This window comes from Haliscomenobacter sp., assembly GCF_965225875.1.
Classification (GTDB): Bacteria; Bacteroidota; Bacteroidia; order Chitinophagales; family Saprospiraceae; genus Haliscomenobacter.
In genome coordinates this window covers 292,768-317,303 of the sequence record NZ_CBDDBS010000003.1, presented here as the reverse complement: position 1 = coordinate 317,303, position 24,536 = coordinate 292,768, and the positions used below count along the sequence as shown (strand labels likewise).

At 45.9% G+C, this 24,536-nt stretch carries 23 protein-coding genes and 2 tRNA genes; 16 read left to right on the top strand and 9 right to left on the bottom strand.

Features of this window, described 5'->3' with window-relative positions:
* Positions 1 to 150 precede the first annotated feature (150 nt).
* From ACO08K_RS21835 to ACO08K_RS21825, 3 genes are read right to left on the bottom strand one after another with little or no spacing between them, the layout of a single operon-like run.
* Entirely contained in the window at positions 151 to 1,668 is a 1,518-nt protein-coding gene (locus ACO08K_RS21835) for a sulfatase (RefSeq protein WP_421798589.1), read from the bottom strand.
* Between the two features lie 25 nt (positions 1,669 to 1,693).
* On the bottom strand, positions 1,694 to 4,726 hold the full coding sequence (locus tag ACO08K_RS21830; RefSeq protein WP_421798588.1) for an exo-alpha-sialidase: 3,033 nt from the start codon (positions 4,724 to 4,726) through the stop codon (positions 1,694 to 1,696).
* On the bottom strand, positions 4,723 to 6,513 hold the full coding sequence (locus tag ACO08K_RS21825) for an SGNH/GDSL hydrolase family protein (RefSeq protein ID WP_421798587.1): 1,791 nt from the start codon (positions 6,511 to 6,513) through the stop codon (positions 4,723 to 4,725). The genes ACO08K_RS21830 and ACO08K_RS21825 overlap by 4 nt, the downstream gene beginning before the upstream one ends.
* Before the next feature lie 101 nt (positions 6,514 to 6,614).
* Here ACO08K_RS21825 and ACO08K_RS21820 point away from each other — a divergent pair, with 101 nt between their 5' ends.
* On the top strand, positions 6,615 to 7,328 hold the full coding sequence (locus ACO08K_RS21820; protein WP_421798586.1) for a hypothetical protein: 714 nt from the start codon (positions 6,615 to 6,617) through the stop codon (positions 7,326 to 7,328).
* Positions 7,329 to 7,376: 48 nt separating this feature from the next.
* Here the strand turns inward: ACO08K_RS21820 and ACO08K_RS21815 are convergent, their stop codons facing one another.
* Together ACO08K_RS21815 and ACO08K_RS21810 are read right to left on the bottom strand one after the other, a co-directional pair.
* The gene (locus ACO08K_RS21815) at positions 7,377 to 8,030 is read right to left on the bottom strand and encodes a DUF4159 domain-containing protein (protein WP_421798585.1); all 654 of its coding nucleotides are present in this window, start codon (positions 8,028 to 8,030) and stop codon (positions 7,377 to 7,379) included.
* Between the two features lie 10 nt (positions 8,031 to 8,040).
* Positions 8,041 to 8,754, bottom strand: coding sequence for a 16S rRNA (uracil(1498)-N(3))-methyltransferase (locus ACO08K_RS21810; protein ID WP_421798584.1), 714 nt, complete (start codon positions 8,752 to 8,754; stop codon positions 8,041 to 8,043).
* 219 nt (positions 8,755 to 8,973) lie between these two features.
* On the opposite strand from ACO08K_RS21810, the gene rseP reads away from it, so the two are divergent.
* The 5 genes from rseP (at position 8,974) to ACO08K_RS21785 (ending at position 13,086) form a co-directional block, all read left to right on the top strand.
* A complete protein-coding gene (gene rseP, locus ACO08K_RS21805; RefSeq protein WP_421798583.1) occupies positions 8,974 to 10,308 on the top strand; it encodes an RIP metalloprotease RseP in 1,335 nt (444 codons plus the stop codon).
* Between the two features lie 135 nt (positions 10,309 to 10,443).
* A complete protein-coding gene (hscB, locus tag ACO08K_RS21800) occupies positions 10,444 to 10,965 on the top strand; it encodes a Fe-S protein assembly co-chaperone HscB (RefSeq protein ID WP_421798582.1) in 522 nt (173 codons plus the stop codon).
* Positions 10,966 to 11,021: 56 nt separating this feature from the next.
* A tRNA-Leu gene (locus tag ACO08K_RS21795) sits at positions 11,022 to 11,108 on the top strand.
* Between the two features lies 1 nt (position 11,109).
* A tRNA-Leu gene (locus ACO08K_RS21790) sits at positions 11,110 to 11,191 on the top strand.
* A 101-nt stretch (positions 11,192 to 11,292) separates the two neighbouring features.
* Entirely contained in the window at positions 11,293 to 13,086 is a 1,794-nt protein-coding gene (locus tag ACO08K_RS21785; RefSeq protein WP_421798581.1) for a S46 family peptidase, read from the top strand.
* Here ACO08K_RS21785 and ACO08K_RS21780 read toward each other — a convergent pair.
* Entirely contained in the window at positions 13,060 to 14,334 is a 1,275-nt protein-coding gene (locus ACO08K_RS21780; RefSeq protein WP_421798580.1) for a 1-acyl-sn-glycerol-3-phosphate acyltransferase, read from the bottom strand. The genes ACO08K_RS21785 and ACO08K_RS21780 overlap by 27 nt on opposite strands.
* Positions 14,335 to 14,436: 102 nt before the next feature.
* Here ACO08K_RS21780 and miaA point away from each other — a divergent pair, with 102 nt between their 5' ends.
* Both miaA and ACO08K_RS21770 read left to right on the top strand, forming a co-directional pair.
* On the top strand, positions 14,437 to 15,375 hold the full coding sequence (gene miaA, locus ACO08K_RS21775) for a tRNA (adenosine(37)-N6)-dimethylallyltransferase MiaA (RefSeq protein ID WP_421798579.1): 939 nt from the start codon (positions 14,437 to 14,439) through the stop codon (positions 15,373 to 15,375).
* Between the two features lie 65 nt (positions 15,376 to 15,440).
* Entirely contained in the window at positions 15,441 to 15,800 is a 360-nt protein-coding gene (locus ACO08K_RS21770; protein WP_421798578.1) for a translation initiation factor, read from the top strand.
* A 106-nt stretch (positions 15,801 to 15,906) separates the two neighbouring features.
* Here the strand turns inward: ACO08K_RS21770 and ACO08K_RS21765 are convergent, their stop codons facing one another.
* Positions 15,907 to 16,977: a DUF3810 domain-containing protein gene (locus ACO08K_RS21765; protein ID WP_421798577.1), complete on the bottom strand. Its 1,071-nt coding sequence runs from the start codon at positions 16,975 to 16,977 to the stop codon at positions 15,907 to 15,909.
* Positions 16,978 to 17,152: 175 nt separating this feature from the next.
* Between ACO08K_RS21765 and trxA the strand changes: the two genes are divergently transcribed.
* The 8 genes from trxA (at position 17,153) to ACO08K_RS21725 (ending at position 22,414) form a co-directional block, all read left to right on the top strand.
* Positions 17,153 to 17,479 carry a thioredoxin gene (gene trxA / locus ACO08K_RS21760; RefSeq protein ID WP_421798576.1) on the top strand — a complete coding sequence of 109 codons (327 nt, stop codon included), beginning with the start codon at positions 17,153 to 17,155 and terminating at the stop codon, positions 17,477 to 17,479.
* A 154-nt stretch (positions 17,480 to 17,633) separates the two neighbouring features.
* Entirely contained in the window at positions 17,634 to 18,560 is a 927-nt protein-coding gene (locus ACO08K_RS21755) for a DUF58 domain-containing protein (protein ID WP_421798575.1), read from the top strand.
* Between the two features lie 97 nt (positions 18,561 to 18,657).
* Positions 18,658 to 19,143: a cytochrome P460 family protein gene (locus tag ACO08K_RS21750; protein WP_421798574.1), complete on the top strand. Its 486-nt coding sequence runs from the start codon at positions 18,658 to 18,660 to the stop codon at positions 19,141 to 19,143.
* A 92-nt stretch (positions 19,144 to 19,235) separates the two neighbouring features.
* Entirely contained in the window at positions 19,236 to 19,973 is a 738-nt protein-coding gene (locus tag ACO08K_RS21745) for a PPK2 family polyphosphate kinase (protein ID WP_421798573.1), read from the top strand.
* Positions 19,974 to 19,976: 3 nt separating this feature from the next.
* Complete coding sequence (locus ACO08K_RS21740) at positions 19,977 to 20,390, top strand: RNA-binding S4 domain-containing protein (RefSeq protein WP_421798572.1); 414 nt, start codon at positions 19,977 to 19,979, stop codon at positions 20,388 to 20,390.
* Positions 20,391 to 20,529: 139 nt separating this feature from the next.
* Positions 20,530 to 20,919: a nuclear transport factor 2 family protein gene (locus tag ACO08K_RS21735; RefSeq protein WP_421798571.1), complete on the top strand. Its 390-nt coding sequence runs from the start codon at positions 20,530 to 20,532 to the stop codon at positions 20,917 to 20,919.
* A gap of 73 nt (positions 20,920 to 20,992) precedes the next feature.
* Positions 20,993 to 21,484 (top strand): nuclear transport factor 2 family protein, encoded by a 492-nt coding sequence (locus tag ACO08K_RS21730; protein ID WP_421798570.1) that lies wholly within the window; start codon positions 20,993 to 20,995, stop codon positions 21,482 to 21,484.
* Between the two features lie 270 nt (positions 21,485 to 21,754).
* Positions 21,755 to 22,414, top strand: coding sequence for a hypothetical protein (locus tag ACO08K_RS21725; protein ID WP_421798569.1), 660 nt, complete (start codon positions 21,755 to 21,757; stop codon positions 22,412 to 22,414).
* 51 nt (positions 22,415 to 22,465) lie between these two features.
* Here the strand turns inward: ACO08K_RS21725 and selD are convergent, their stop codons facing one another.
* Positions 22,466 to 23,512 (bottom strand): selenide, water dikinase SelD, encoded by a 1,047-nt coding sequence (gene selD, locus ACO08K_RS21720; RefSeq protein ID WP_421798568.1) that lies wholly within the window; start codon positions 23,510 to 23,512, stop codon positions 22,466 to 22,468.
* Complete coding sequence (gene mnmH / locus ACO08K_RS21715; protein WP_421798567.1) at positions 23,496 to 24,527, bottom strand: tRNA 2-selenouridine(34) synthase MnmH; 1,032 nt, start codon at positions 24,525 to 24,527, stop codon at positions 23,496 to 23,498. The genes selD and mnmH overlap by 17 nt, the downstream gene beginning before the upstream one ends.
* Positions 24,528 to 24,536: the final 9 nt, after the last annotated feature.

Below are 24,536 nucleotides of genomic sequence, written 5' to 3'. Positions count from 1 at the left end.
ATGTTTTAGGAACGGAAATAAAATAAAGTAAACACTTGACTGGCTCTTTTTTTATTTTGCTTCGTTACTCGTCAGTTGCGTAGTACACTATGCGCCTTCCTCGTGCCTTGCCAAATCAAAAAATAGCTGAGTCAACTCTTTTACTTTATTTCATTTCCGTTCCTTAATTTGGTCATCGGGGAATAAAATATTGTTTTGGGTTGCAATCATTTTGGGCATTTCACATTGTCCACTTTTTAGGGCTTTGCCAAGTGCCTTGGCTAATTTCAAGGCCATGGGGTGCTGATTTGTGAATAAATTCTGACTTTCAGTCAAGTCGGTGGCGGTGTTGTACAACTCAAAATGCTGATCGGTATGGAAATAAATCAACTTCCAATTTCCTTGCCTGACTACACTGTACAGCTCCAGAGCTGGCCCTTTGGGGCCCCAAATGTGTGGATAATGCCAGTATAAAAAGCGCTTATCAGCGGTTTTAGTATGCCGGATGAGTGGAGAGATGTCTTCGCCATCGATTTTTTGCAAAGTTTGCGCCTTTTTAATTCCGGCCATTTGCAGTACGGTGGGAAAGACGTCCTCTATAATGATGTTTTCTGCACAAATGGAATTGGGGCTGGTCATGCCTGGCCATTTCAGGACAAAAGGGATCCGAACTCCTCCTTCGTAAGCAGAACCTTTGCCACTGCGCAAGGGGGTATTGTGCTGATGGCGGGTACCTCCGCGAGCATTCGCACTTAGGCCTCCATTGTCAGATAAAAAAAGAATGATGGTATTTTGATCCAGCTTCTGAGCCGTCAGGTAACGCATGATGTCGCCCAGACTCTTGTCCATGCCTTCGACCAAAGAAGCATATTTGGCCTCAATACTATCCATCCCCATGGCATAGTATTTTTGGACAAAACGTGGATCAGCCCGGATGGGGGCATGCACTGCATAATGGGCCATGTGGAGAAAAAAAGGCTTTTGAGCCAATCTTGCCTGCTCCATCGCCGCAATGGCCTCCAGGGTAAGCGCTTCCGTTAAAAAGATGTCCTTTCCCCAGTATTTTTCCAGTCCAGGTACATTCCAGATGGAATCCCGTCCTTTGTTTTTTCCAAAATTGTCCAGGCCGTAATAACTCTGCGGCGCTCCAGCGGCATGCCCGGCAATGTTGACGTCAAACCCGAGATTACGAGGGTCACTGCCCAGGGTCCCGGCTGCACCCAAATGTGCTTTTCCCACATGAATGGTTCGATAGTTGTTTTGCTGAAGGACTTGGGCCAAAGTTGTAGCGTGAACGGTGTTTTCAACCCCGGCAACCGGACTAATGCCATTGAGATTCCAAGTTGGCGGAATCAGACGGTCTGACTTTCCATCGGTACTTTGATTTTTCCACAAAGTCCAGTTCGTCACCTTGTGCCGAATGGCGTTCATGCCGGTCATCAAACTCACTCGGGAGGGTGAACAAACGGGGGCTGCGTAGGCATGGGTGAATTTCATGCCCTCAGCGGCCAGTTTTTCCAGATTGGGGGTGTGGTAAATTTCGTTCCACTTGGTTTTTTGATTGTGAAAAGGAAGGGAACAATCTTGCCAGCCCATATCATCCACAAAGAAGATAATGATATTGGGTTGTTTAGAAAAAGCGATAAAGCTGTTGAACAACAGGAATATTAGGAGAAAGCTCTTTTTCATTGGTTTTTTTGGTTTTATTTGACTGCTACTCATTCAGCAAAAAATACACAATTCGACAGGCAGTTCCCTTGCTGTTGGCATTTTTATCCCCACTAATTTTCAAATTCAAAGTATGTTTTCCAGGCTTCAAATCAGCCCCCAGTACCAGATACCAGGGCAAATGAAGTTGCCCACTCCAACGAGTATACAAATCCAACTTGGCGTAAGGTTTTCCATCAATAGAGTACTCCAGCATGCCCGCATCCCCACCAGATACGATGGCAATCCCGATGGCCGTCCCGCTAAAAGGCAGGCTGAACTGGCTCCCTGCTGTGGTAGCAATTAACATAGGTCGCTTGACAAAACCATCCCGCGTAGGCAAACCATCCGTGGGTGTCCAATTGGGATCAATTTTCCAATTGTTGTCCAACTGGGCATTTTCAATCCCCAGGTATTTTCCCTGTTCAAAGCTGCCTTTGTTTAAAGCAGGTGGAAAGGCAGATGCTGCCGTTTGAGGCTGTTGGAAACAAGTGGTGAATAAACTTTTGATCGCCGAATAATACAACTCTTGCCCAAAGGGCGAAGGATGCAAATCCTTAAAATCATACTCCCAGCTAAATTCTTTGGCCGCAATTTTATCTCGTACCAATTTGGACATGTTGATGGAAGGCAAATTGTAATGCCCCGCCAATAACTCCTGGTTTTTGACCTCCAGTGGTATTTTCCCCTGCTCGTATTGTTGAATGTTGATGGGGTCGGCAAAAGCCATCAAGACAATGTCCATTTGAGGATTGCTGCGTTTGGCGTGGCGAATGATGCCTTCCAACGCTCGGATTTGGGTCAGGCTATCGGTCCCATTGCCCCGGTCGTTAACGGCTGCTTCTACAAACAGAAGGTCAACATTGCCCTTGTCCAGGATATCTTGTTGTACCCGAAAAGCATGCGGCACACTGCCCAAGGAAGGAATACCCGCCGCGATAAAGGTGAAGTGCACCTCGGGGAAACGTTCTTGCAAATAGGCAGAAGTTTTGTCTCGCCAGCCCTTGTTGAAGGTGATTGAGCCGCCTAAAAAAGCTACGGTTGCCTTTTTATCCCGGGCAATTACCCTTTGAAAATTTGCCAGTGCATTGCGGGTCTGGAAATAATCCCGATTGGGCAAGGGCTTTTTGACTGGGTAGGTGTTGGCCATGATGAAATCGGCCCACTCTGCCGCGCGTTGGATGGGGTAATGATGACCTTCCAGGGTTTGGGGGCCGGCTGTTACCGGGTAAATGGTGGCCGGGCCTCCCAGGGCGGTGTATTTTTGTACCAGGGGGTAAGTGTTTTCATCCGAAGGCACAATTTTGTCGCTATTGGAAATGACGTGCAAAATGGGCACTTTGAACGACGCCAACCCTTCCAGATTATCGACGGGATTGTCCTTAAAAGCAAGAGCTTCTGCTTCGCTCAGCTTAAACACTTCCAACAATTGCGTCCAACTCTTGGGGTCCCCTACCCCCTTTCCTTTGCCGCCAGGCCAACTTTTGATGTCACAAACCGGGCCTTCGGCATAGATGCAACTCACCTTATCCGGGTTGCGTTTGGCCCAGGCATAGGCGTAAAGCCCACCGCGGCTGACGGCTTCGAGGGCAACTTTGGGGGCAAAATTCAGTTTATCCACCAAATGATTGTACACCTTATCCCAGGCCTGCATGGCTGCCGGGCTGCCGTATTGATCATCTACATGTACAAAGACGACATGAAACCCTCTAACCAGTAACAAACTATCCATTTCGGTATGCCAATCTGGAAATGAAGCCCGCCAAACCCAGGGATTCCCAGGCAGTGCCTGTTTTGGTTTTACGTAATAGGCTCGCTGCTGATCCAATTGAAAATGAACCCGCTCGAAGCCCTTCCAAAGGTCGGTTTGGGTAACCTGGTGTAAGTCAAAAAGGCTTTCTACCTGAATGTGAGCGTAAACGATTTTGGCATAACCGTCCTTTTCATACAGGACTCCGATGTTTTGATCTTGTTGAATGACTAGATCCGAGTAAGCAGAAGCGCCTGTGTAAATGGTTTTGGCCTTGTACCAGCTTTGCCCCTCGTCCATGCTAACCTTGAGCACCAGGTTTTCTCGCTTGTTCTGATGCTCCAAATTGCTAAAAAACAGCCATTTCTGGCCCGATTTGGTGGTATAATTGAGCATACTTCCTTCACAAACCGGGTCGGGTAATTGGCGTTCCACATAGACCGAGTCCCATTTGGCACCCCCACTTTTACTGCTGGCCATGATGCGGTGTTTGGTATCCCCGGATTGATTGCGGCAGTTCAACAAAATTCCGCCATTTGACAATTCGGCAGCGGTGCTTTCATTGCTGCCAGCATAGGCTACATTGGGCATGAGTTTCCAGGTTTTGCCATGATCATCGGAGTAAAAGGCGTGGGCCCAATAGTCTTTACCCTGGTTTTGAGGTGGTCCAGCAGAATGATTGGCCGCCACAAAAATCCGACCGCGATAAGGGCCAGCGCTCAATTGCAAAGCATGCCCAGGGGTATTGGCATAATGCCGCCAGTCCTCTTTAAAATTGTAAGCAGGATGAATCTGCGGCTGTTTGGGTTTAGACACAAAACGGGTGATATTGACGGGTGCCGACCAGCTTTGGCCCGCATCCGTGCTGGTTTTGTACCATACATCACGCATGGCCTTGCCTTCACGCACTTCGGCCTCGGAGCCTGTGCCAGTGTTGTAGAACAAAAAGAGGCGGCCCTGGGGGAAACGTTTGTCGCTAAGGTCAAAAACAGGCGCTGGGTTACCAGCTTGCAGGTCGCCATTTTCGGCTACGGTTTGAAAGTTGGTCCAGGTTTGGCCATTGTCAGTACTGCGTTTGAGCACGATGCGTACGTCGCCGTGATCGCTGCAAGAGTTGCGGCGGGCTTCAGCAAAGGCGAGCAAATCACCATTGGGTGCTTTGACAATAGCAGGGATTCGATAGCATTTGTAACCATCGTCACCATTTTGGAAAACGACCGTCTCGGTGTTGGGCTGACTCAAGAGGCAATTGGCCAGCAAGTAGGCGAAGCATAAAATCAAAAATCTCATTTCTTGGGAGGATTAAGCACGGTCAGCAATGTTTTACCCAAACGTTGGTACCCTTCGGCATTGGGGTGAAGGCCATCCGAAAAGAGTTTTTCATCAATTTTGCCAGTAGGCTGCAAAAGTACGGTGCCGATATTGGCATAATTCACCGCCTGTTTTTTGGTCATCAGTTGAATCTTGGCATTCAATTGCTGAATTCGGGTTTCTTGTTCCCGGCGGGGGTAAAGGCCAAGCACATAAATTTTTGCCTTCGGTTGGCGCGTTTTGATGGCTTCCAGCAAAAAGGCCAGGCCCGCCACAATTTCTTCATCCGTATTGATCAAAAGGTTGTTGGTCCCGATGTTGAGTACAATTTTTTCAGGTTGGATGCCCGCCAGTTCGTCGTGATATACCCGCCAAAGTACATTTTCGATGCGATCCCAACCAAAACCCAGGTTGCGGACCTGGAGTGGTTCCAGGTATTGTGCCCAGGAATCTGCCCCTTTAATGCGGTTATTCAGGGGTTTCCCGCCCCAGTTGTGGGTAATGGAATTGCCGATGAAGAGGATTTTACTTGGTTCAGTCGCGTGTAAGGCTTTAACAGCATTGTGCCGTTCTTCCCAATTGTAGCTACCGGGTTCCCGGCTTTGGCGCACCGGGATTTGGGTAACCAGACTTCCACTAGGTTCTTGCAGGATCAAGCGCAGCTTTTTTTCGTAGGCCTGGGCTTGTACCATCATACCGTAATCATTGGGGTGGGTGCCATCCACGGTTGCGTCCAAATCAAATTTGATTTCACTGAAAGTCAGGGTGTACAGGCCTTTAACCTCTTGAAACCTCAGCTGATCTACCGCTGTTTGTAAACTCTGATTGGCCTCCTGGTAAAAGTTTTGGCGAGTAGGCACCATAAATCCTTCTGAATATCCTGCATGTTCGGTCAACAGGATGGGCGTGGTAGGATGTTTTGCCCGAATACTTTTGACCGATTCAATGATGCGTGTTTGCAATTCCGGCTGAGTAAAACGTTCAGTGGTCATGTTTGGCAAACAATCCAGCACAATTACCCTGGCGTCAATTTCATTGATCAAATCAATCAATTCAGGCTCCAGGCGACCATTGCCAGAAAACCCCAGATTGATCACCGGGCGATCCAGTTTGCGTGATAAAATATTGGTCCAGGCCATTCCCGGGCGCGAAGCACAGGCGCCCTGGGCGATGGAGGTACCATAGACCACGATGGGTTTCTCCTGCATCAGTGGTAAGGGAGTAAACTTGCTGCCCTCAGCCACTCCAATTTCCAACCCAGAAATGGCTTTGTACAGAGGCAAATACAGGCGGAACTCACGTCCCAATTGGTGGTATTTGTCCGATGGGCTCAGTTTGTCAAAATTGTATTCTACGGTATCTTTAAAACTGTACTTACCTGTGCAGAAATGCCAGGTCCCATCGCTATCAATGGCATAAAGGTCTACTCCACTCACCCCTGTTGCAGGCATGTGTGGCATCCCGGGGCTGCCAGCAATTTGATACCGAACCTTGATTTGAGTAGCATTGCTGAAAAAACGCAGGAAAAGACCAGCAGGCTGTTGAGACAAGCCCCAAACGGCTGGTCGAACCAGGCTTTTGGCACGGCCAGGTAGGCGTTGCAGGGTATCTTTTAGTTCAGCGGACCAGGCTCGGCCATCGATGACGGGGAAAGCAGCGTCAGCTGGTTTCCACCATTGGAGGTTTTGAGCGGATAAATTGGGTGAAAACAAAGGGCTAAGAAGAAAACACAAACCGAAGGTGAGCGGATAAAGAATGTTTTTCATTGGCATGATCGTTTGTAGGCCGTAGGCAATTCCTTGCAACGATAAAGAAAAAACTGATAAATTCACAGGATTATTCACCTAATGTCCAAAACCACTCTGCTATGAAAAACTTATCAAGATGGGCTAAAACCCATCCACGTCAGGCCAGGCTCATCCTCGTGTTGGCCCATGTTTGTATCGCCTTTGGCGCATTGACCTGTGGATTTTTGACCTATTTTGCAGATATTGCAGTGCCAGACTGGCTGCCAGTTCTTTTGGCCAATAGTTTTTTCCTCGCCTACTTTTTTTACCCTCAAAAAGGAAATACCCAAGGCTGGTTCAAATTTTCGTACCTCCGCCAAAAATCCCATGATTTTATGCTGAGCACCAGTTATGCCTTGGTCATTGTTACAGGTTTGAATGTGTGGTTGAACTCCAACATTGAAGACAGCAGCAAGCAAACAACTGTAAATAGCGTTTTAATCGCCCAGCACCTAAAACCAATCGGGTTAGATGAAAAAACAGCCAAAAAGCATAAAATCACGGATCTTAAAGCTTCTTTTCAGGAGTTGAAAACAGCCATCAAAACTTATAAATCAGAACAAAAAGCAGCGGGCAATAGTGCTGCGGGAGGCAAAAAAGGCTGGTTGATTGCTTTGACCATTCTTGGGGCCTTGGTTTTAGGCTACATCATTACCGCCCTGGCGTGTGGAATTGCCTGCTCGGGTCAGGAAGGTCTGGCTTATGCTTTATTGATTGCAGGTTGGGGTGGTTTAATTTGGCTTTCGATTATTTTGATTAAAAAAATTGCCCGGAAACAGCCTGCAACCGGATAAAGGATAATTAGAGATTAGGATGCAATGTTTTTGCATCCTAATCCTCTCCTACTGCTGAAACACATACTGCACCAAATTCGCACCCATTTTCAGGGCATTGGCACGTGCTTCCGGGGTATCATTGTGTACATCCTGATCTTCCCAGCCGTCACCCAAGTCGCATTCAAAGGAATAAAAGCAAATTAAGCGCCCCTGCCAGGTGAGGCCAAAACCTTGTGCGGGTTTATCGTCGTGCTTGTGGATTTTGGGTAAGCCTCCGGCGAAGGCGTACTTCTGGCGGTAAATTTCGTGGTTGAAAGGCAACTCAGTGAACTCCAGTTCAGGAAACACCTTTTTCATTGCCACCCGCACAAAAGGATCCATCCCATAGTTGTCGTCAATGTGCAAAAAGCCGCCAGCGAGCAGGTATTGTCGCAGGTTCTGTGCCTCCATGTCGGAAAAAACCACGTTGCCGTGCCCGGTCATATGGAGGAAGGGGAAATTGAACAATTCAGGGCTACCCACTTCCACCGTAGCGTATTCGATGTCCAGAGCGGTTCCCAGATTCTGATTGCAAAAACGCGCCAGATTGGGCAACGAAGTAGGGTTGGCATACCAGTCGCCGCCACCATTGTACTTCAACAATGCCAGTTTCATACCTGCCGGACCGGGGCCAGTTTGGCCTGGTGTAAAAAGACTCAACAACAAGATCAATAGGAACATAATGGATTATTTAGGGCAAATAGCCATTCATCAATTCAATCGTATGGACCGCCACCACACCCGCAGTTTCGGTGCGCAGTCGACTTTGTCCCAAACTTACAGGTACAAAATTGTGCTGCTGCGCCAATTCAATTTCGTCGGGGGAAAAATCACCTTCCGGACCAATAACAACGATCACGTTTTGCGCTGGAATATACGTTTGTTGCAACAATTTTCCAGGCGGGTCGCTGATCCAAGCAATACATTTTTGCCCGGCAAAATTTTCCTGCTCCTGTATAAACGTTTTGAGCGGGGTCAAAGGGTTTAATTTCGGTAAAAAAACTTTGAGCGACTGCTTCATCGCCGAAAGTAGGATTTTTTCCAAACGATCCAGTCGTACCTGGGTGCGCTCTGAATTCCGGCAAAGGATGGGCGTAATTTCATCCACGCCAATTTCCGTAGCTTTCTCCAAAAACCATTCCAGCCGATCTATGTTTTTGGTCGGCGCGATGGCGAGGTGGAGGTGATAGGGCTTGCGCTGGGAACTAGAAGTACGTTCAATCACTTTAGCCACAGCCCGTTTTTTACCCAAGTCTACCAATTCGGCAACATACCAATTGCCCTTGCCATCCACCACCTGAATTTGATCCAGGCGACTATAGCGCAGCACTAGCAGATGGCGAATTTCTTCCTCATCAAACTCCAATAAGTCTCCTACAATATTCGAAGCAAAAAAAATGTTCATACGGCGAAATAAAAGTTAAACTTGACAGACTAATGAATACAAGGGCGCTTGGGCATTGGGCCTAGTTCGAAAAATTTGGGCATTTCGTCCAAATATAAGACTTGCTCCAACCCGTAGAGGCTTCACAAGTCTATTTTTTCTTACATTTGCCCAAATGGGGCAAACCTTAACTTCCCCCACAATGTTAAACAACTGCGAAAATAAAATCAAAAAACAATTATGGGGTATTTGATTATGGCGGGTCAATTATTTTTGAGCCTGTCCATTTTGATAGTGTTGCACGAAATGGGGCATTTTTTTCCAGCACGCTGGTTCAAAACCCGCGTCGAAAAATTCTACCTCTTCTTTGATCCTTGGTTTTCCCTCTTCAAAATAAAAAAAGGCGAGACTGAATACGGCATTGGCTGGCTACCCTTGGGTGGCTACGTCAAAATCTCGGGCATGATCGACGAAAGTATGGATCGTGAACAGATGGCCGGGCCTCCTCAACCCTGGGAATTTCGCTCCAAACCAGCTTGGCAGCGCCTGATCATCATGTTGGGCGGCGTTACGGTCAATTTTATCCTGGGCTTTTTCCTTTACGGGATGGTACTCTGGACCTGGGGTGAAGTGTATCTGCCTACTCAAAATGCCAAATACGGAATTGCTGTGAGTAAGCTAGGTAAAGACATGGGTTTGAAGGATGGTGACAACGTTTTGGGTATCAACGGTAAAGCTTTGACCGAGTTTGGTGACAATCAGGTGCGTCGCGAAATCGTAATCAACAACGCCAAAAATCTGGAGATTGAGCGTGAAGGTCAAAAAATGACCTTGCCTATCGATCCCAAGTTTGTCCAAATTTTGTCGAGCTACGAAAGTAAAGATGAGGGCTTGTACACCGTACGGATGCCTTTTGTGATCGGTAAAGTTGCACCTAAAACTCCAGCTGAAAAAGCAGGATTGCAGGAAAAAGACCAGGTGATTGGGGTAAATGGCAAGTCTACGCCTTACTACCACGAGTTTTCTCAAATGGTGTTGCCTTTAAAAAGCAAGAAGATTGAGCTAAAAGTGATCCGTAGCAAGGATACCCTGAATGTTCCGCTGACTACCACTGCCGAAGGTAAAATCGGCGTTCAGTCGTACGAACCGGCTTATTACTTCAAGGTAGAGCGTAAAGAATACAGCCTGGCTCAAGCCATGCCGATGGGCGTACAAAAAGGTGTCAGCTTTTTGGGCGATCAAATGAAAGCCTTTGGCCAGATGTTCCGTGGAAAAATCAAGGCCTCTGAAAGTTTAGGTGGCTTTGCCTCCATTGCCACCATGTTTGGAGACATCTGGGATTGGGAACGTTTCTGGCGCATGACGGCGGTTCTATCGCTTATCCTGGCCTTTATGAACCTCCTGCCCATTCCGGCCCTCGACGGTGGACATGTGATGTTCCTGCTCTTCGAAATCGTTTCTGGCCGCAAACCCAGCGATAAATTTATGGAGTACGCCACAATCGTGGGCTTCGTCATCGTAATCGGTTTGGTGTTGTTTGCGAATGGCTTGGATATTTTCAGAATATTTAAATAAAGTTTAGGGAGGTTGAGGGAGGTTGAGAAGGTTGAGGCTACCGCAGCGGCTTAGGCAAGGATAAGTCCAAGTGGCTGTGGTAGCCTCAACCTTATCAACCTCCCTCAACTTCCCTAAACCCTTTCAAATTCCCTCATGCGTTTCTTTCAATTCTTCGATCTCCCCGTCCGTTTCGTACTCGACGAGTCTGACTTGCGCAAACGCTACTTGAGCAACAGCAAAAAGTACCACCCAGATTTTTACACGCTGGAATCGGATGCCAAACAAGCGGAGATCCTCCAATTGTCCAGTCTCAACAACGAAGCTTATCGCACTTTGAGCGATTTTGATCAAAGGATGAGGTACATTTTGGAAGAAAAAGGACTTTTGGTGGAAGGTCAGAACGAAATTCCAAAAAATTTTTTACTCGAAATGATGGACATCAACGAGCAGTTGATGGAACTGGAATTTGATTTCGACCAGGCGGTTTTTGACGCTGTAAAACAGGAAGTTGAAAGCGCCGAAAAGGAACTTTTTGACACGATTGAAGGCCTCATTCAAGGTTATTCTGAAGAAAAATCAGGCCCTGAGGAACTAAATCAGATCAAAAATTTTTACTTAAAAAAACGCTACCTATTGCGCATAAAAGAAAACCTTTCTACATTTGCGCACCGCTGATGAAAAAAGGCGGGCAAAGCAAGAGATACCGATCTTTTGCATAATCTTGATAGGAGGCCGGAGTGGCGGAATTGGTAGACGCGCTGGATTCAAAATCCAGTATTGGCAACAGTGTGCGGGTTCGAGTCCCGCCTCCGGTACCATGCCGAAGTGGCGAAATTGGTAGACGCGCACGTTTCAGGTGCGTGTGCCTTCGGGCGTGGGGGTTCGAGTCCCTTCTTCGGCACAAAGCCAGTTCTTCATTGAGCTGGCTTTTTTTATTTTTATACTTCTGCTTTGGCGAAAAATCTAAAAATTGCGTTGTTATCCTATCTAGCGCAGCAAAACATGAAGGATTTTTTCTCTCTCATTTTACTATTGGCCATTTCGATCATTTCAAACGCACAGGAAGGCTTCTGGAGCATCGACCAATTGGCGTTACTTCAGCCAAAGTTGGCGGTAGTTGGTTTGCCTTTTTCAGCCCAAAACATCCGCCCGGCAGAGCATCGCGGATTGGCAGAAGCGGTTATACATCTACCAGAAGGAAATGCCGTTTTTGTTAATGACCAAAACCTCGCATTAGGGGTTTTGCCTACTTATTTGATACCAGATAGCATATGGTCACTCATGAAAAATGGAGTTTGGCTGGCCAAGCCTGGGGAGGCGATTTTTTTAAATGGGCTTCCGGAAGTTTTTTTACAATCGGACTCCATCCCCAAGCCTGATCGCCCAAGCTTTGAATCCCACTTTTCGTTGAACGAATATTCCCGTTCTGTCGATGCAACAGGGCAAAAATGGTACAAGCAGGTATATCAATTATTGAGTAATGCCGAAATCATTGGAGTCGTCCGTTTTCCTCCAACGGGAGAAATAGAAACCCTGGTCGCTGTCTTGCTCCGCTTCGAGGACAATCCACTGCAAAATAAAGATCTTTTAAGTTACCTGACTTTTATTCCAAGGGAGCAGGCCGAACCATCAGACGAACCACATTTGGTGTTGGGTTATCCTCAGAGTTCTTCTATTCACCGCCCGAGTTTTGAATTGCAATACGCACTTTCCTTGAGCAAATGCCATCAGGATTTGGATCGCGCTTTGGGGGCTTATTTAACCCGCCCACCCTTTATTACCGAAGATGGGGTCTTTCGGCGTTATGAAGCCATCAGCCCCTTGGAACAAAGCCTACCTAAACGTGCTTTGTGGGATGCCGAATTCAGACACCAGTTGAGCAGCAACCCTCAGCTTAAAACGCGTTATGGTCCAGTTCTGGATTCTTGCAGAAAGGCTTTTTTAGAGTTGCAGCGCTATGCACCTGCACAAGTCTATACCAAGGGGATCATTTATAGTCCTTGTAGTTTTTTCGAAGCGGTACGTTTGTTCACCATGTGGCGTGGACGGATGGGCACTTCGACACATCGATTGCCTACTTATCAGGAAAGTCAGTATTTCCCGGAAGTTTTTAAACGTTTGCCCGCCACCGAAAATGAACTCTTGTTACCGGAGTTGCTTCAAAGGTATTTTACGCAACTACCCGCCGAACATCTTTCACCCTACGCCATCCGGCAGGCCATCTATGCTCAAAAGGATTATGCCAAACTGAGCGAAACCTTATTGATTCAAAGTAAATTTGGCCAACCCGAAGCAATTGCAGGCCTATTGAACCAGGATTTTTTAGAAAACATCGACCATATCGCTACCGACCCGGCAGTACAGTTGGTAGACAGTATGCTGCATTTTTACGCTGAGAAAGTGGTACCCAAAATGGAAAAAGCCCGGCAAATTGCTTTTCAAAAAGCTAATGAATTGGCCCGAGCCATGAGTGAAATCCTTCCTAATTATCCAGCTTATCCTGAAGCGGATCATAGTTTGCGCTTGAGTTATGGAACCCATTTGCGGGCCTCCAGTGTTGATTCTGCTTATTGGTTGAGCAATGCGCATCTCGTAGAAAGTCATGCAGGTAGCCCGGTAGTCAATAAGCAAGGAAAGCTAATTGGTATTGTTAAAGGACCGATTCCAGGTAGTAGCAGCAACGCTTATTACTACGATCCGGAAAAGAGCCAGGTCTTTATCTGGAGCATCAATTCGATTCGTTCACTTATCGCAACGCATCCATTGGGATCAATTGTTTTGAATGAATGGCAATAAATGCTGGCGCTGGTCTTGCAATTGTTGTTGAAGTTTCTCCTCAAGGCCTTTAAACTTTTGTTCGTTGCGCCATTGCACGAGGTGTTCAAAATAATACAAGGCAAACCAGCCCAACCCACCTAGCAAAACTGAGCCAAGCAGGATCAGCCACTGCCCAGTAGTAGCTGCAAGCACTAGCCAAAAAAGATAGTAGACCAAAAAAGCACCCCAACTAGCACAAGCCCAAACTGGCATTTTGTATTCCAGCCGGCGTACTTGTTTGTGTTTGATGTAATAAGCCAGTTGTGCAGGTAAAAACCCAAAAACATACCCCAAATATGCTGGAATCAGCCCCAGCAATGAACCTATACCAAATTGAGTGTAGCCAGATTTTGCAACCGCTTTATCATTCGTTTGGGCAGCTTTTAGTGCTTTAAAATAGGTTTCAGTCTGGGTTTTGAGCGTCGTTTTTTCTCCAGATTCCATTGAATTGATGCGATCAGCAATGTTTTTCTCCCGCCACAAACAATCAGTAGCGTCTTCGACCATTGGAAAAAGTTTCTCTTTGCGTTCACTGCGATCCAGGATCAATAATTGTTCAACCAAACCATCATCGGCAGGATCTTCTACAATAATGATGTTTTTCGCCATCGCCTGGGCCAATGCTTCCAACAGTTGATCACCTTCCACAGCAGCACCGTTCCGGTAAAAAGAGCGGGCTGAAAGGGGTTCTCCAAAATTGATCATTACCTTACCTCTGGGCCTTTCTCCATCGGTGAAATTGACTCCAACTGGTACAATATAGAGATCTTCCAACTCAGGGTATCGCTCCAGCGTTCCAAATGCAATGCGCACCAAGCCCCGCTGCAAGGGGCGCAGCCGTTTTTCGAGTACGGTGCGGCCTTCTGGAAAAATCATGATGATTTTTCCAGATTTAAGACCTGCGTAACAAGCTTCAAAAGTGGAGAAATTACTTTTCACCCCACTAAATCCCGTGTTATCCCGCATGCGGAAAATTGGAATCATGTGAAGTGCCCGCAGCAAAGCACCGTAGATTTTTTTTGAAAAAAAATCACCTCTTACCAAAAAATGTAGTGGTTTTTTCAACAATACCGCCATGATGATGGGTTCCATAAATCCCGTGGGATGATTGATGGCCAGAATAACCGGTTTATCCCGAGGAATCCGGTTCTCGTTGGCAAAGTAGATCTTCTGGAAAAACAGGTAGGTTCCCAAACGGGCTAATGGACGCACCAGGTAATAAAACATCTGCGATCAGGTTTTGGGCAAAGTTAAAGAACAGCTATGAAATAGTTTTGATTTTTGAAAATGAGGAAACTTTTCCAACTTGCATCCTCAAAGTCAAGCACGGTGGAGCCAAAGCACATTTTTTCGGAACCAAAATACCTCATCGTGGTAGGTGGACCTACTGGCAGCGGCAAAACGGCTATGGCCATTCGTTTGGCTCAATATTTTCAAACGGAGATACTTTCTGCAGACAGCAGGCAGTTTTTTCAGGAAATGTCAATTGGTACGGCCAAAGCTAGTCCGGAAGAATTGCAGGCAGTACCCCACCATTTTATCAATAGTCTTTCGGTCGAGCAGACCTACAGTGTTGGCGATTTTGAACGGGATGCCCTGGCTTTATTGGCTCGTTTGTACCAGAAACATCAGGTTGTGATCCTCGCTGGTGGCTCAAGTTTGTACATCAAAGCCTTGTGCGAAGGCCTGGACGAGTTTCCGGAGGTTCCAGATCTCATTCGTGCCGAGGTAGAAAAATTGTATCAAAATGAAGGAATTGCTGCTTTGCAACAGGAGTTGGAACAAGTAGACCCTGTTTATTTTGAACAAGTAGACCGCGCCAATCCCCAACGCTTGATTCGGGCTATTTCGGTCTATCGGGCATCGGGTCTTCCCTTTTCCAGCTTCCGCACCCAACAGGCCGAACCTCGTTTTTTCAAGCCGATTTACCTTTGGTTGGAACTGCCTCGCGAGGAGTTGTATCAACGAATCAATCAGCGAGTTGATCAAATGCTCAATGCGGGTTTGGAGGCAGAGGCACGCAGCCTGTATGCTCAGCGCCATTTGAATGCCTTGCAAACTGTAGGCTATCAAGAGTTGTTTGATTATTTTGCAGGCGACATAAACCGCGAAGAAGCCATTGAACTCATCAAACGCAACAGCCGTCGCTACGCCAAACGCCAGGGCACCTGGATGCGTCGAGATGGGTTTTGGAAAACTTTTTCTCCTGATCAATTTGATGCAATCATTCAATACTTGAAAAGTGAAAAGCGAAAAGTGAAGCAATGAAACTCAAATGGGGTAGCCGCTTTTCACTATTTGCTTTTCACTTTTCACTTTAAAAAATTTGTCTCATGGGCAAAAAAGACAACAAGGACAACAAAGGCCGAATCGGTGTAGTCTTCTCCACTGACCCTGACTTCAAATACGAATACGAAGAAGAGGAAGAAGCTACAGAAGCCCCTGCGAACCAGCAAAAATTGCGCGTTTTTATCGACCGCAAACAACGGGGTGGCAAAGAGGTCACCTTGATCACGGGATTCTCTGGGCCCCAGTCGGCCCTCGAGGAGCTCGGCAAGTACCTCAAAACCAAATGTGGTGTAGGTGGCTCTGCCAAAGATGGAGAAATCATCGTCCAGGGCGATCACCGCGACCGGGTAGTGCAGTTGTTATTGGAAAAAGGGTATACGCAGACGAAAAAGGCGGGGGGGTAAATAAGTGAGAAGTGATGAATGATGAATTGCTTCCGCAGTAACTTTGACAATCTCGCTGCGGCAGCAATTCATCATTCATCACTTCTCACTCATCACCATTAACTTTTCACTTTTCACTTTTCACTTTCCCATACGCCTCCACCAGCATCACCACCCGGTCATAATTCAAAACGCCCTCCGCAATACCCTGGCTTTTAAGGTAGGCATTGTAAATGCGTGGCTGTAGGTTAGGAATCAAGTCCGGGAAGCGCAACATGGCTTCATTGACCGCATCCAAATCGTATTGAATGGCTAGGGGAAGCTGATCCCTGGTGAGGCCAAAAGCATCTGGGTCGTAACGACGGTATTGTGCGGCGAGAGTGCGCCAGTAGTTCAAACGGCCGGAATATCGAATTGCCAGATTTTTGGACCCATCACAAGCTATGAGTGCCAAAAAATTGCAGGTCCCCTCATCACCAAAACCATAGCCATGCCCCATCTCATGGGTTATGGTGTAAGGCCATTGCAGGGGGTGTAAGCCGGGATCTACATGACCCTCCCCCGTGTACGGGAAATAAAGGCCAGCGGTACTGAAGCGCAAAAACACTCCAGGAGGGTACAACAAACGCCCCCTCACCTTACCTGCCGTAGGAAATTGGTGCGCAGCCAACCAGGCTTCCAATCCTTCGCGCAAGGTATTTTCCAGTTTTACCGGGAAATCTGAGCGGCGCAGCGCTCGGTTTTGGGCTTGGGGAATTTTGGCCCGGAGAGCTATCAAATTGCTCGTTTCTTTTTTAAATGCTTCCCCCAGCTCGGTTTTGCTCAAGGGTTTTAACCTCAAGCCAAGTTGTTGCTCAATGGGTAAGCGGCCGTAATTGAAGCCCCAGAGTACAAAGAAAAAAAACAGTAGCGCCCCTATAAAAGAGAAAGTTCCAAGGATAAATTGACCGATTTTAAAACCAGCTTTACGCCAGCTTTGCACTTTCCTCCATGCCGCCCAAAGGACTATCCCCCAAAACAAATACATCAGTGGAAAAGGTATCCAAGACAGTAAATCAAAGAAATACCTTACGCCAATAAAGAATCCACGACTGTACCACAGTTCAACCCATTTCGAACCATTGCCTAAAAAAGTTTTGAGCAGCAAGGCAAATACACCCGCAATCATCCAAAACAAATTCCACTTCAAGTTCCTCATTTTCTACATTTTACAAAAGCAACCACCTTTTGGCACTAAAATTTTTCAAAGATAAAACATTTACACTTGTCGATATGCGGACATTAAGTCAAGCCAATTGAGTATCTTTGGAACCGAATCAACGTCTGAACTGTTATCAAACGAAATAAATTTTAAATCAATAAACTGTCACAACATGGCATTCGAATTCACGGATTCAAACTTCACTGAAAAGGCCTCGGAAGGCGTAGTATTGGTTGACTTTTGGGCTACCTGGTGCGGACCTTGTCGTGCTATTGCTCCAACCATCGAAGAGTTGTATGATGCTTATAAAGATAAAGCGTTGGTAGGCAAATTGGATGTCGACAACAACCCAGAAGTGGCGATGAAGTATGGCATTCGTAGCATTCCAACCCTGCTGATCCTCAAGGATGGCCAGGTAATTCACCAACACGTCGGTTTGACTACCAAACAGGTTTTGGCAAACAAACTCGATGCCGCATTGGCTCCGGTTGTAGCATAAGTATGGCGGATGTTTCAGGTTAAATCGCTTTTTGGAGTGGTTTAAACAAAAAAAATCCAGCATCTTTTAATATACCGCAAATAATGCTTTTCTTTAAAGCCTTTAGTGCCTCAAAACACTAAAGGCTTTTCTGCGTTTTTTATTAAAATCTACCATGAAATTACTCGACAATTACGAAGTACGTGATTTGGGCAACCTTGAGTTGCTGGCCCAACAGGTAGTGGAAGGCTTCATCATTGGTTTGCACAAAAGCCCTTTCCACGGTTTTTCAGTAGAGTTTGCGGAACACCGGCTCTACAACCAGGGCGAAAGTACCCGCAATATCGATTGGAAAGTGTACGCCCGTACCGATAAAATGTTTTCCAAACGTTTTGAGGAAGAAACCAACCTGCGTTGTCAAATCGTAATTGATGGCTCCTCGTCGATGTATTTTCCGGAAGATACTGGCCAAAAACCCTATGTCAACAAATTGAATTTTTCGGCGCTGGCAGCTGCCGCACTGATGAATTTGTTGCAAAGACAACGCGACGCTTTTGGTCTCACCCTTTTTGACAGCGATGTAAATATCCATACCCACTGTAAATCCAGTACTACCCATTACCGCTTGTTGTTGTCGCACCTCGATAAGTTGCTTAACAACCCCGAACGCAACAAAACGACTGCTGCTGCTGATGCCTTGCATCAAATCGCTGATTCTATCCACAAGCGCTCCTTAGTCGTGATTTTTAGTGACATGTTCGAGCACCACGCGGAAATGGAAACGCTGTTTTCCGCCTTGCAACACCTCAAGCACAACAAACACGAGGTTGTACTTTTCCATACGGTGGACAAATCCAAAGAAATCCAGTTCGAATTTGAAAACCGTCCTTACCTGTTTATTGACATGGAAACGGGTGAAAAATTGCGCCTGCAAACCAATCAAATCAAAAAACATTACCTGGAACAAATGACCAAATTCATGGACGAACTCAAGATGCGCTGCCTGCAGTATCAAATTGATTTCGTTGAAGCGGACATCCACCAGGGTTTCAGAAATATCCTGCAGACCTATCTGGTGAAACGGGCCAGAATGAAAGTTTAAAAGTATTTCAGGCGACAATGGCTCCGTCCAAAGCGTCTTTGTGCCGACTTTCTGCTAAGAGGTTTTACTGTTTTTTTGCAGTAAAACCTAATCAATCATGACCAAATCCATTTCTATTTATGCCCTTTTGATTTTTGGTGCCATCCTCGTCCTGAGTGCTTGTGAGAGCGAAAAGGTCGTCGATGACCCCAACCCTACCCCACAAGTGGAATACGTGGCCACGGATGCCGATTTTGCAAATTTCCGCAATTGGACTGTAGTCAAACAACTGAATAAAGCGCTATCTGAGGACGGCCGAGCCCATACCGATGCAGCCAGAACCATTTGGATCAAACAAGCTGATGCCACTCGCAGCAAAAATGGGCAATATCCAAACGGTACCATTTTAGTCAAAGAAGTCCAGGGTGGGTACGGTATTGTAGCCATGGTTAAACGCGGTGGCACTTACAACTCCAATCACAATGGTTGGGAGTGGTTTCATCTGGATAGTGCCGGCAAAATTACGACCCGTAATAGCTCCAATTTGTGCAATAGTTGCCATGCTCAAGTAAAAGACCTCGATTACGCGTTTACAAAAAATTAGTTTGTTTATTAGGGGTAATTTCTATTTTTACGGACCTGCTTGGGGCAAACGCCTCCAGCAGGTCTTAATTTTTCACTTCATTCCTTTGCTCAATGATCAAGCTGAATAAAATTTCTACGGATGCTCCCTCTGATTTAGAAAAATCGGAGGCCAAAGACCAAACCAGGGCTTATGTCGAACGTTTGGGTGAATTGCAAAAAATGCTCACAGCCCAAAAGAAATACAGCGTATTGGTGGTTCTGCAAGGAATGGATGGAAGTGGAAAAGATGGCGCAGCGGAAAATGTATTTAAGGAATGCCACCCCAATAGTTTAAGTGTCATCAGCTTTAAAAAACCCACTGAGGAGGAGTTTGCCCACGATTTTTTATGGCGTATTCATAAAAATGCTCCGCCAAAAGGCATGATCCACCTCTTCAATCGTTCTCATTATGAGGATATTATCATTCAACGTGTGCACAAATGGATTGACGAGGATCGGGTAAAAAAACGCATCGAGTCCATCAACGCCTTCGAGGAGTTATTGGTATACGACAACAATACTGTTCTGTTCAAGTTTATGTTGCACATTTCCAAAGAACAACAGGAAATTGAACTCAAACAACGTTTGACTGATCCTGAAAAATTTTGGAAGCACAACGCCGGAGATTGGAAAGAACGGGAACAATGGGACGAATACATGCGTTGTTACGAAGACGCGCTGAACCAAAGTAGCATTCCCTGGACGGTAGTGCCCGTTGATCAGCGCTGGTATCGCGATTACCTCATTGCCAAAACCATGGTGGAAACCCTCGAAAAACTGGACCTGGCGTACCCACCATTGCAACAATAACACATGGATAAAATTCGCATTGATAAATGGCTTTGGACCGTGCGGATGTTCAAATCACGTACCCTGGCCAATGATGCCGTCAAAGGTGGACGGGTGAAAATCAATGGCGTCTCCGTCAAAGCATCCTACAACATTAGCCGTGGAGAAATCATTGAATTGAAAAAAAATGGCTTCAACTTTCAATTCAAAGTACTGGAATTGCTCAAAAACCGGGTTGCAGCCCCCATCGCCATCACCTGTTACGACAACATTACACCCGAGGCGGAACTCAACAAGTACAACGATTGGTTTGTGGGGAAAAGTGGCTCCGAATTTCGCGATCGAGGTACTGGTCGCCCCACCAAAAAAGATCGTCGCGAAATTGACGGCTTCAAGGATGACTGGTTTGATGTGGAGTTTGAAGAAGGGATGGAATAAACGTAAAATTTCAAACCCGTTCTTAAAACAAAAAGCAGGTCGAAGTAATATTTCATCAGCAAATAGCATTAATTTTATGCCGCCTTGGTAGCTCATTAAAATCAATGCAGCACATCAAGTACTAAAAAACACAAGCAGAATGTTATCAAAACTAGAATTAGTCCGAAAATATTGGGATCATTTCGACCAAGCTAATTTCAAAGCCGCAGCTACCCTGATGCATGAACATGCAGTGGTATGGGAGCCTAATTGCCGTGAAGTATTTCGTTCTCGGGATGCATTTATAAAAACACACGAGGCAAATCCTCAGCCTTGGCGCATTGAAGAAATTGATATCCTCTCGGAAATAAAAGAAGGAACTATTGTAACTGTCGTCAAAGCTTACTCCAATACTACTCCAGAAAGTTATTTCATCACCTCCTTCTTCAACTTTGCAGGGGAGAAAATAATAGAAATTTTGGAGTATTGGTCAAAAAATGGCGAAGCACCTACTTGGCGTGCCAATTTAAAATATGCCGAAAAATACTAAGCATCTATTTTCCTACTAGCAAAATCCAGCTATTTTTATGTATGCGTATGAATTGTATAAAAAGTTTCGCTGGATGAAAATTTTAATGATTTCTCCTATATTCATTTTACAAATATTCTGTTTTTTTTCCTGTGAGACAAAAGAGCCAGCAAAAAAAATAACCCAGCAGCAAAAAAATGATCCAGTTGTTGCAGAGATTTTGGCTTTGGAAAAAACACGCCTGGAAGCTACAGTCCAATTTGATAGTGTAAAATTAAAACAGTTATTGGCCCCAGAATTTGAGATGACAACAGCGCAAGGCGAATTGCTAAATACTCAACAATTATTACAGATTTTAAAAAAAAGAAGCCTAACTCAAATTCAGGAAAAGCATTATACAAAGTATACAAAAGTAAGGCCGATAACTAGCAATAATATTGTTATAACCAAAGGCATGTATATTATTGAGCGAAGAGAAACCCGAGGGGTAATTGCCCTGACTTTCCGTTACACGGATTTATACGTAAAAAGCCCAGGAAACGGTTGGTTACTAGAGAATTCACACATTAGTAGAATCTCACGTTAAATTCCCTTTCAAAAAAAAATGATATTACCTATCTAGTTAATATAGTTTCATGGTGATATCTTATCTCTACTTATTTTATTTGATTACCCTAAAGCAACATTTTTTTTTTCGATAATCGTTGCTTTTTAAGCCTAGTTAATATAACTTTACATTTCCTCCAAATTTGTCCCTAATTGATCATTTATTTGCTTCAAGGCAATTTTCTCTATCAGTATTCGTTGGTATTTTGAATATAAACAATATCTTTATCCCCTCAAACCAAAAATAGAAATGGCAAAGTTGGTGAATTTAACAACAATTGAGATACGTACTCTACTGGATAGGTATTCTACGGATCTCAGATTACTTGACTTTCAGGCTGAAGCGATCAAATCCAACATTCAAGCACTGGAAGAGATGCTGGAAGGAGTAAAACCTGCAAAAGAGAAAAAAAATGGCAAAGCAGGAAGGCCTCCTAAACAAAAAGAAGCACTTGAAGTTCCTGCAATCGCAAAAGAGCCTAAAGCTGCTAATCCAGAAAAAACTGGAAAAAAGGGTCCTGGTCGTCCCCGCCTAATTCCTCTCGATCAGATCAAAGTTGACCCTAATCTTCCACCGTTAAAGACGGTAAAAAAAGAGAAAGCACCAAAAGCGGAAAAGCCAGCAAAGGCAGCTAAAGTGAATGGTGAGAAAGGCAAACGTGGCCGTATTCCTGGATTTAACCGTTGGGAAGAAGCAATTCTGGAAATGCTGCGGAATGCCAAACAACCACTAAAGAATGAGGATTTGATGGACGCAATGCAATTGGTAGCCGATCGCGACAAGGTCCAAGAAGGAAAAGCCCAATTGAAAGTTCGTCTCAACCAAGCATTGGTCAAATTGGGCAATAAGCTCGACCTTTTGAACAAGCAACCTTTTGAAGGCAAAGGGTTTATGTACAGCTTGAAGTAAATGCTGGGGTTAAAAGAATCCCCACCCCCCAGGGTTCTTTTAACCCTAATTTCAAAAGACCTCCACCAGTTTAGTTCCCACACTCACTACCATCTCGCCGATGGGCTCCAATTCTCTCAAACCTAAACCTGCCGCATAGCTTAAAAAAGCTTGAACCTGACTGGGCTCTACCGCAAGCAGCAGGCCTCCAGAAGTTTGTGGATCACATAAAATATTTCTTTGTACATCCGTTAGCGGGCCCATTTTGTGCCCATAACTATCAAAATTGCGATTCGTCCCACCTGGTACACAATTGTTGTATAAATAATAATCAATGGCATCTGAATCCAGCAAGGGCACTTTAGACAATTCAATTCGTGCACTCGTCCCTGATGCCTCACACATTTCCAAAAGATGCCCCATCAAGCCAAATCCGGTTACATCGGTCATTGCTTGAACATAAGGCAATGTGGCAAAAGCAGCACCCGCCTTATTGAGTTGCAACATCGAGTTGCGGGCCAGGTGAGCGTGTTCATCGAGCAATAATCCTTTTTTCTGTGCAGTTGTCAAAATACCTACACCTAGCGGTTTGGTCAAAAACAACTTACTTTTTTCCCTTGCACCGCCATTTCGTTTCAAATGTTCCAATTTAACCCGCCCTGTAACCGCCAGGCCAAATATGGGCTCCGGGCTGTCAATGCTATGCCCTCCTGCCAGGGGGATTCCCGCTTCCTGACAAGCTTTGCGGCTGCCTTCTACTACTTGATTGGCAACTTCCGGGGGTAGGCTATTCACTGGCCAGCCCAGAATGGCAATGGCCAGCAAGGGAGTCCCCCCCATTGCATAGATGTCACTGATGGCATTCACGGAAGCGATTTGGCCAAAATCTGCCGGGTCATCTACTATGGGCATAAAAAAATCCGTCGTGGAAATGATGGCAGTCCCGTCGCCGAGGTCCATCACGGCAGCATCGTCGCGCTCTTCATTGCCGACTAACAAGGTGGGGAAATGCATTTTGGCACCAACCTGATGCAGGATTTTATCCAGCACACTGGGTGCAATTTTACAACCACAACCCGCACCGTGGCTGTATTGGGTCAATTTATAATTGCTGAGCATTGGCAAATAGAATCAATTGTTCAGCGCGTTCGCGCAGTGATTGGTTTCCAATTTCAAACGGCCAAACCGGATGAAAGTTACATTTTTGATTGGCGTGTAGGTACGATTTATCATAATACCGCAATGCAATGGCGGCTGCACTGGCAAAGTCACCTGCTTGTAGTGCAGCCAGCGCCAACTTTAGGTTTTGTCCACCCAAACGGCGCTCAATGGCATAAAACGAGGTCATTAAATCTGCTGCGGCAAAACGGGCATAAGTTTCTACCAAAAACTGAACCCGTTGATCGAAAGGCATCACCAAATCAATCAGTGGACTCTGGCGAAACTGCTCCCAAAAACCTTGGGGCATAAAAACTTTGCCGATGCCACGGCTTTCATTTTCAATCCAAACCCGGCGTTGAGGGTCGATTTGGGTAAAGGAGGCATACAACTCGTTTTCAAACTGTTCCACCGTAGGTTGGGCTTCCTCTCCCAAAGCGCCAAAGGCAGAACCCTTGTGCTGGGCGAGTTTTTCCAAGTCGATGACCTGTTCGCCCAAAGCAGCCAGTTCGTGTAAAATTTTGGTTTTGGCACTACCGGTTGGGCCACCCAAAACCAACATGCGCAATCGACGTTCCCCAAACTGCTGATGGATGTATTGGCGATAGGCTTTGTAGCCGCCTTGCAATACCTGTACGTCCATCCCGGAAAAAGACAACAACCAGGATAAACTGCCACTGCGCTGTCCTCCCCGCCAGCAATGGACAACTACCTTGCCTCTAGGTGCCAACAAACGAGCTTCCTTGACGTAATCGGGCATTCGTGCACCAGCGTATTCCAGGCCCTTGAGAAAAGCTTTATCCGGACTTTGTTGTTTGTACAGGGTGCCTACCACTACCCTTTCTTCATTGGAAAACAGGGGCAAGTTGTATGCTCCGGGAATATGCCCGATGGCGTATTCAGCCGGGGTACGTACATCGAGCAGTACCCGGTCTTGGGTGTTTTCCAATAAAACATCGGCAGTAATTTTGTGCATTTCGCTGAG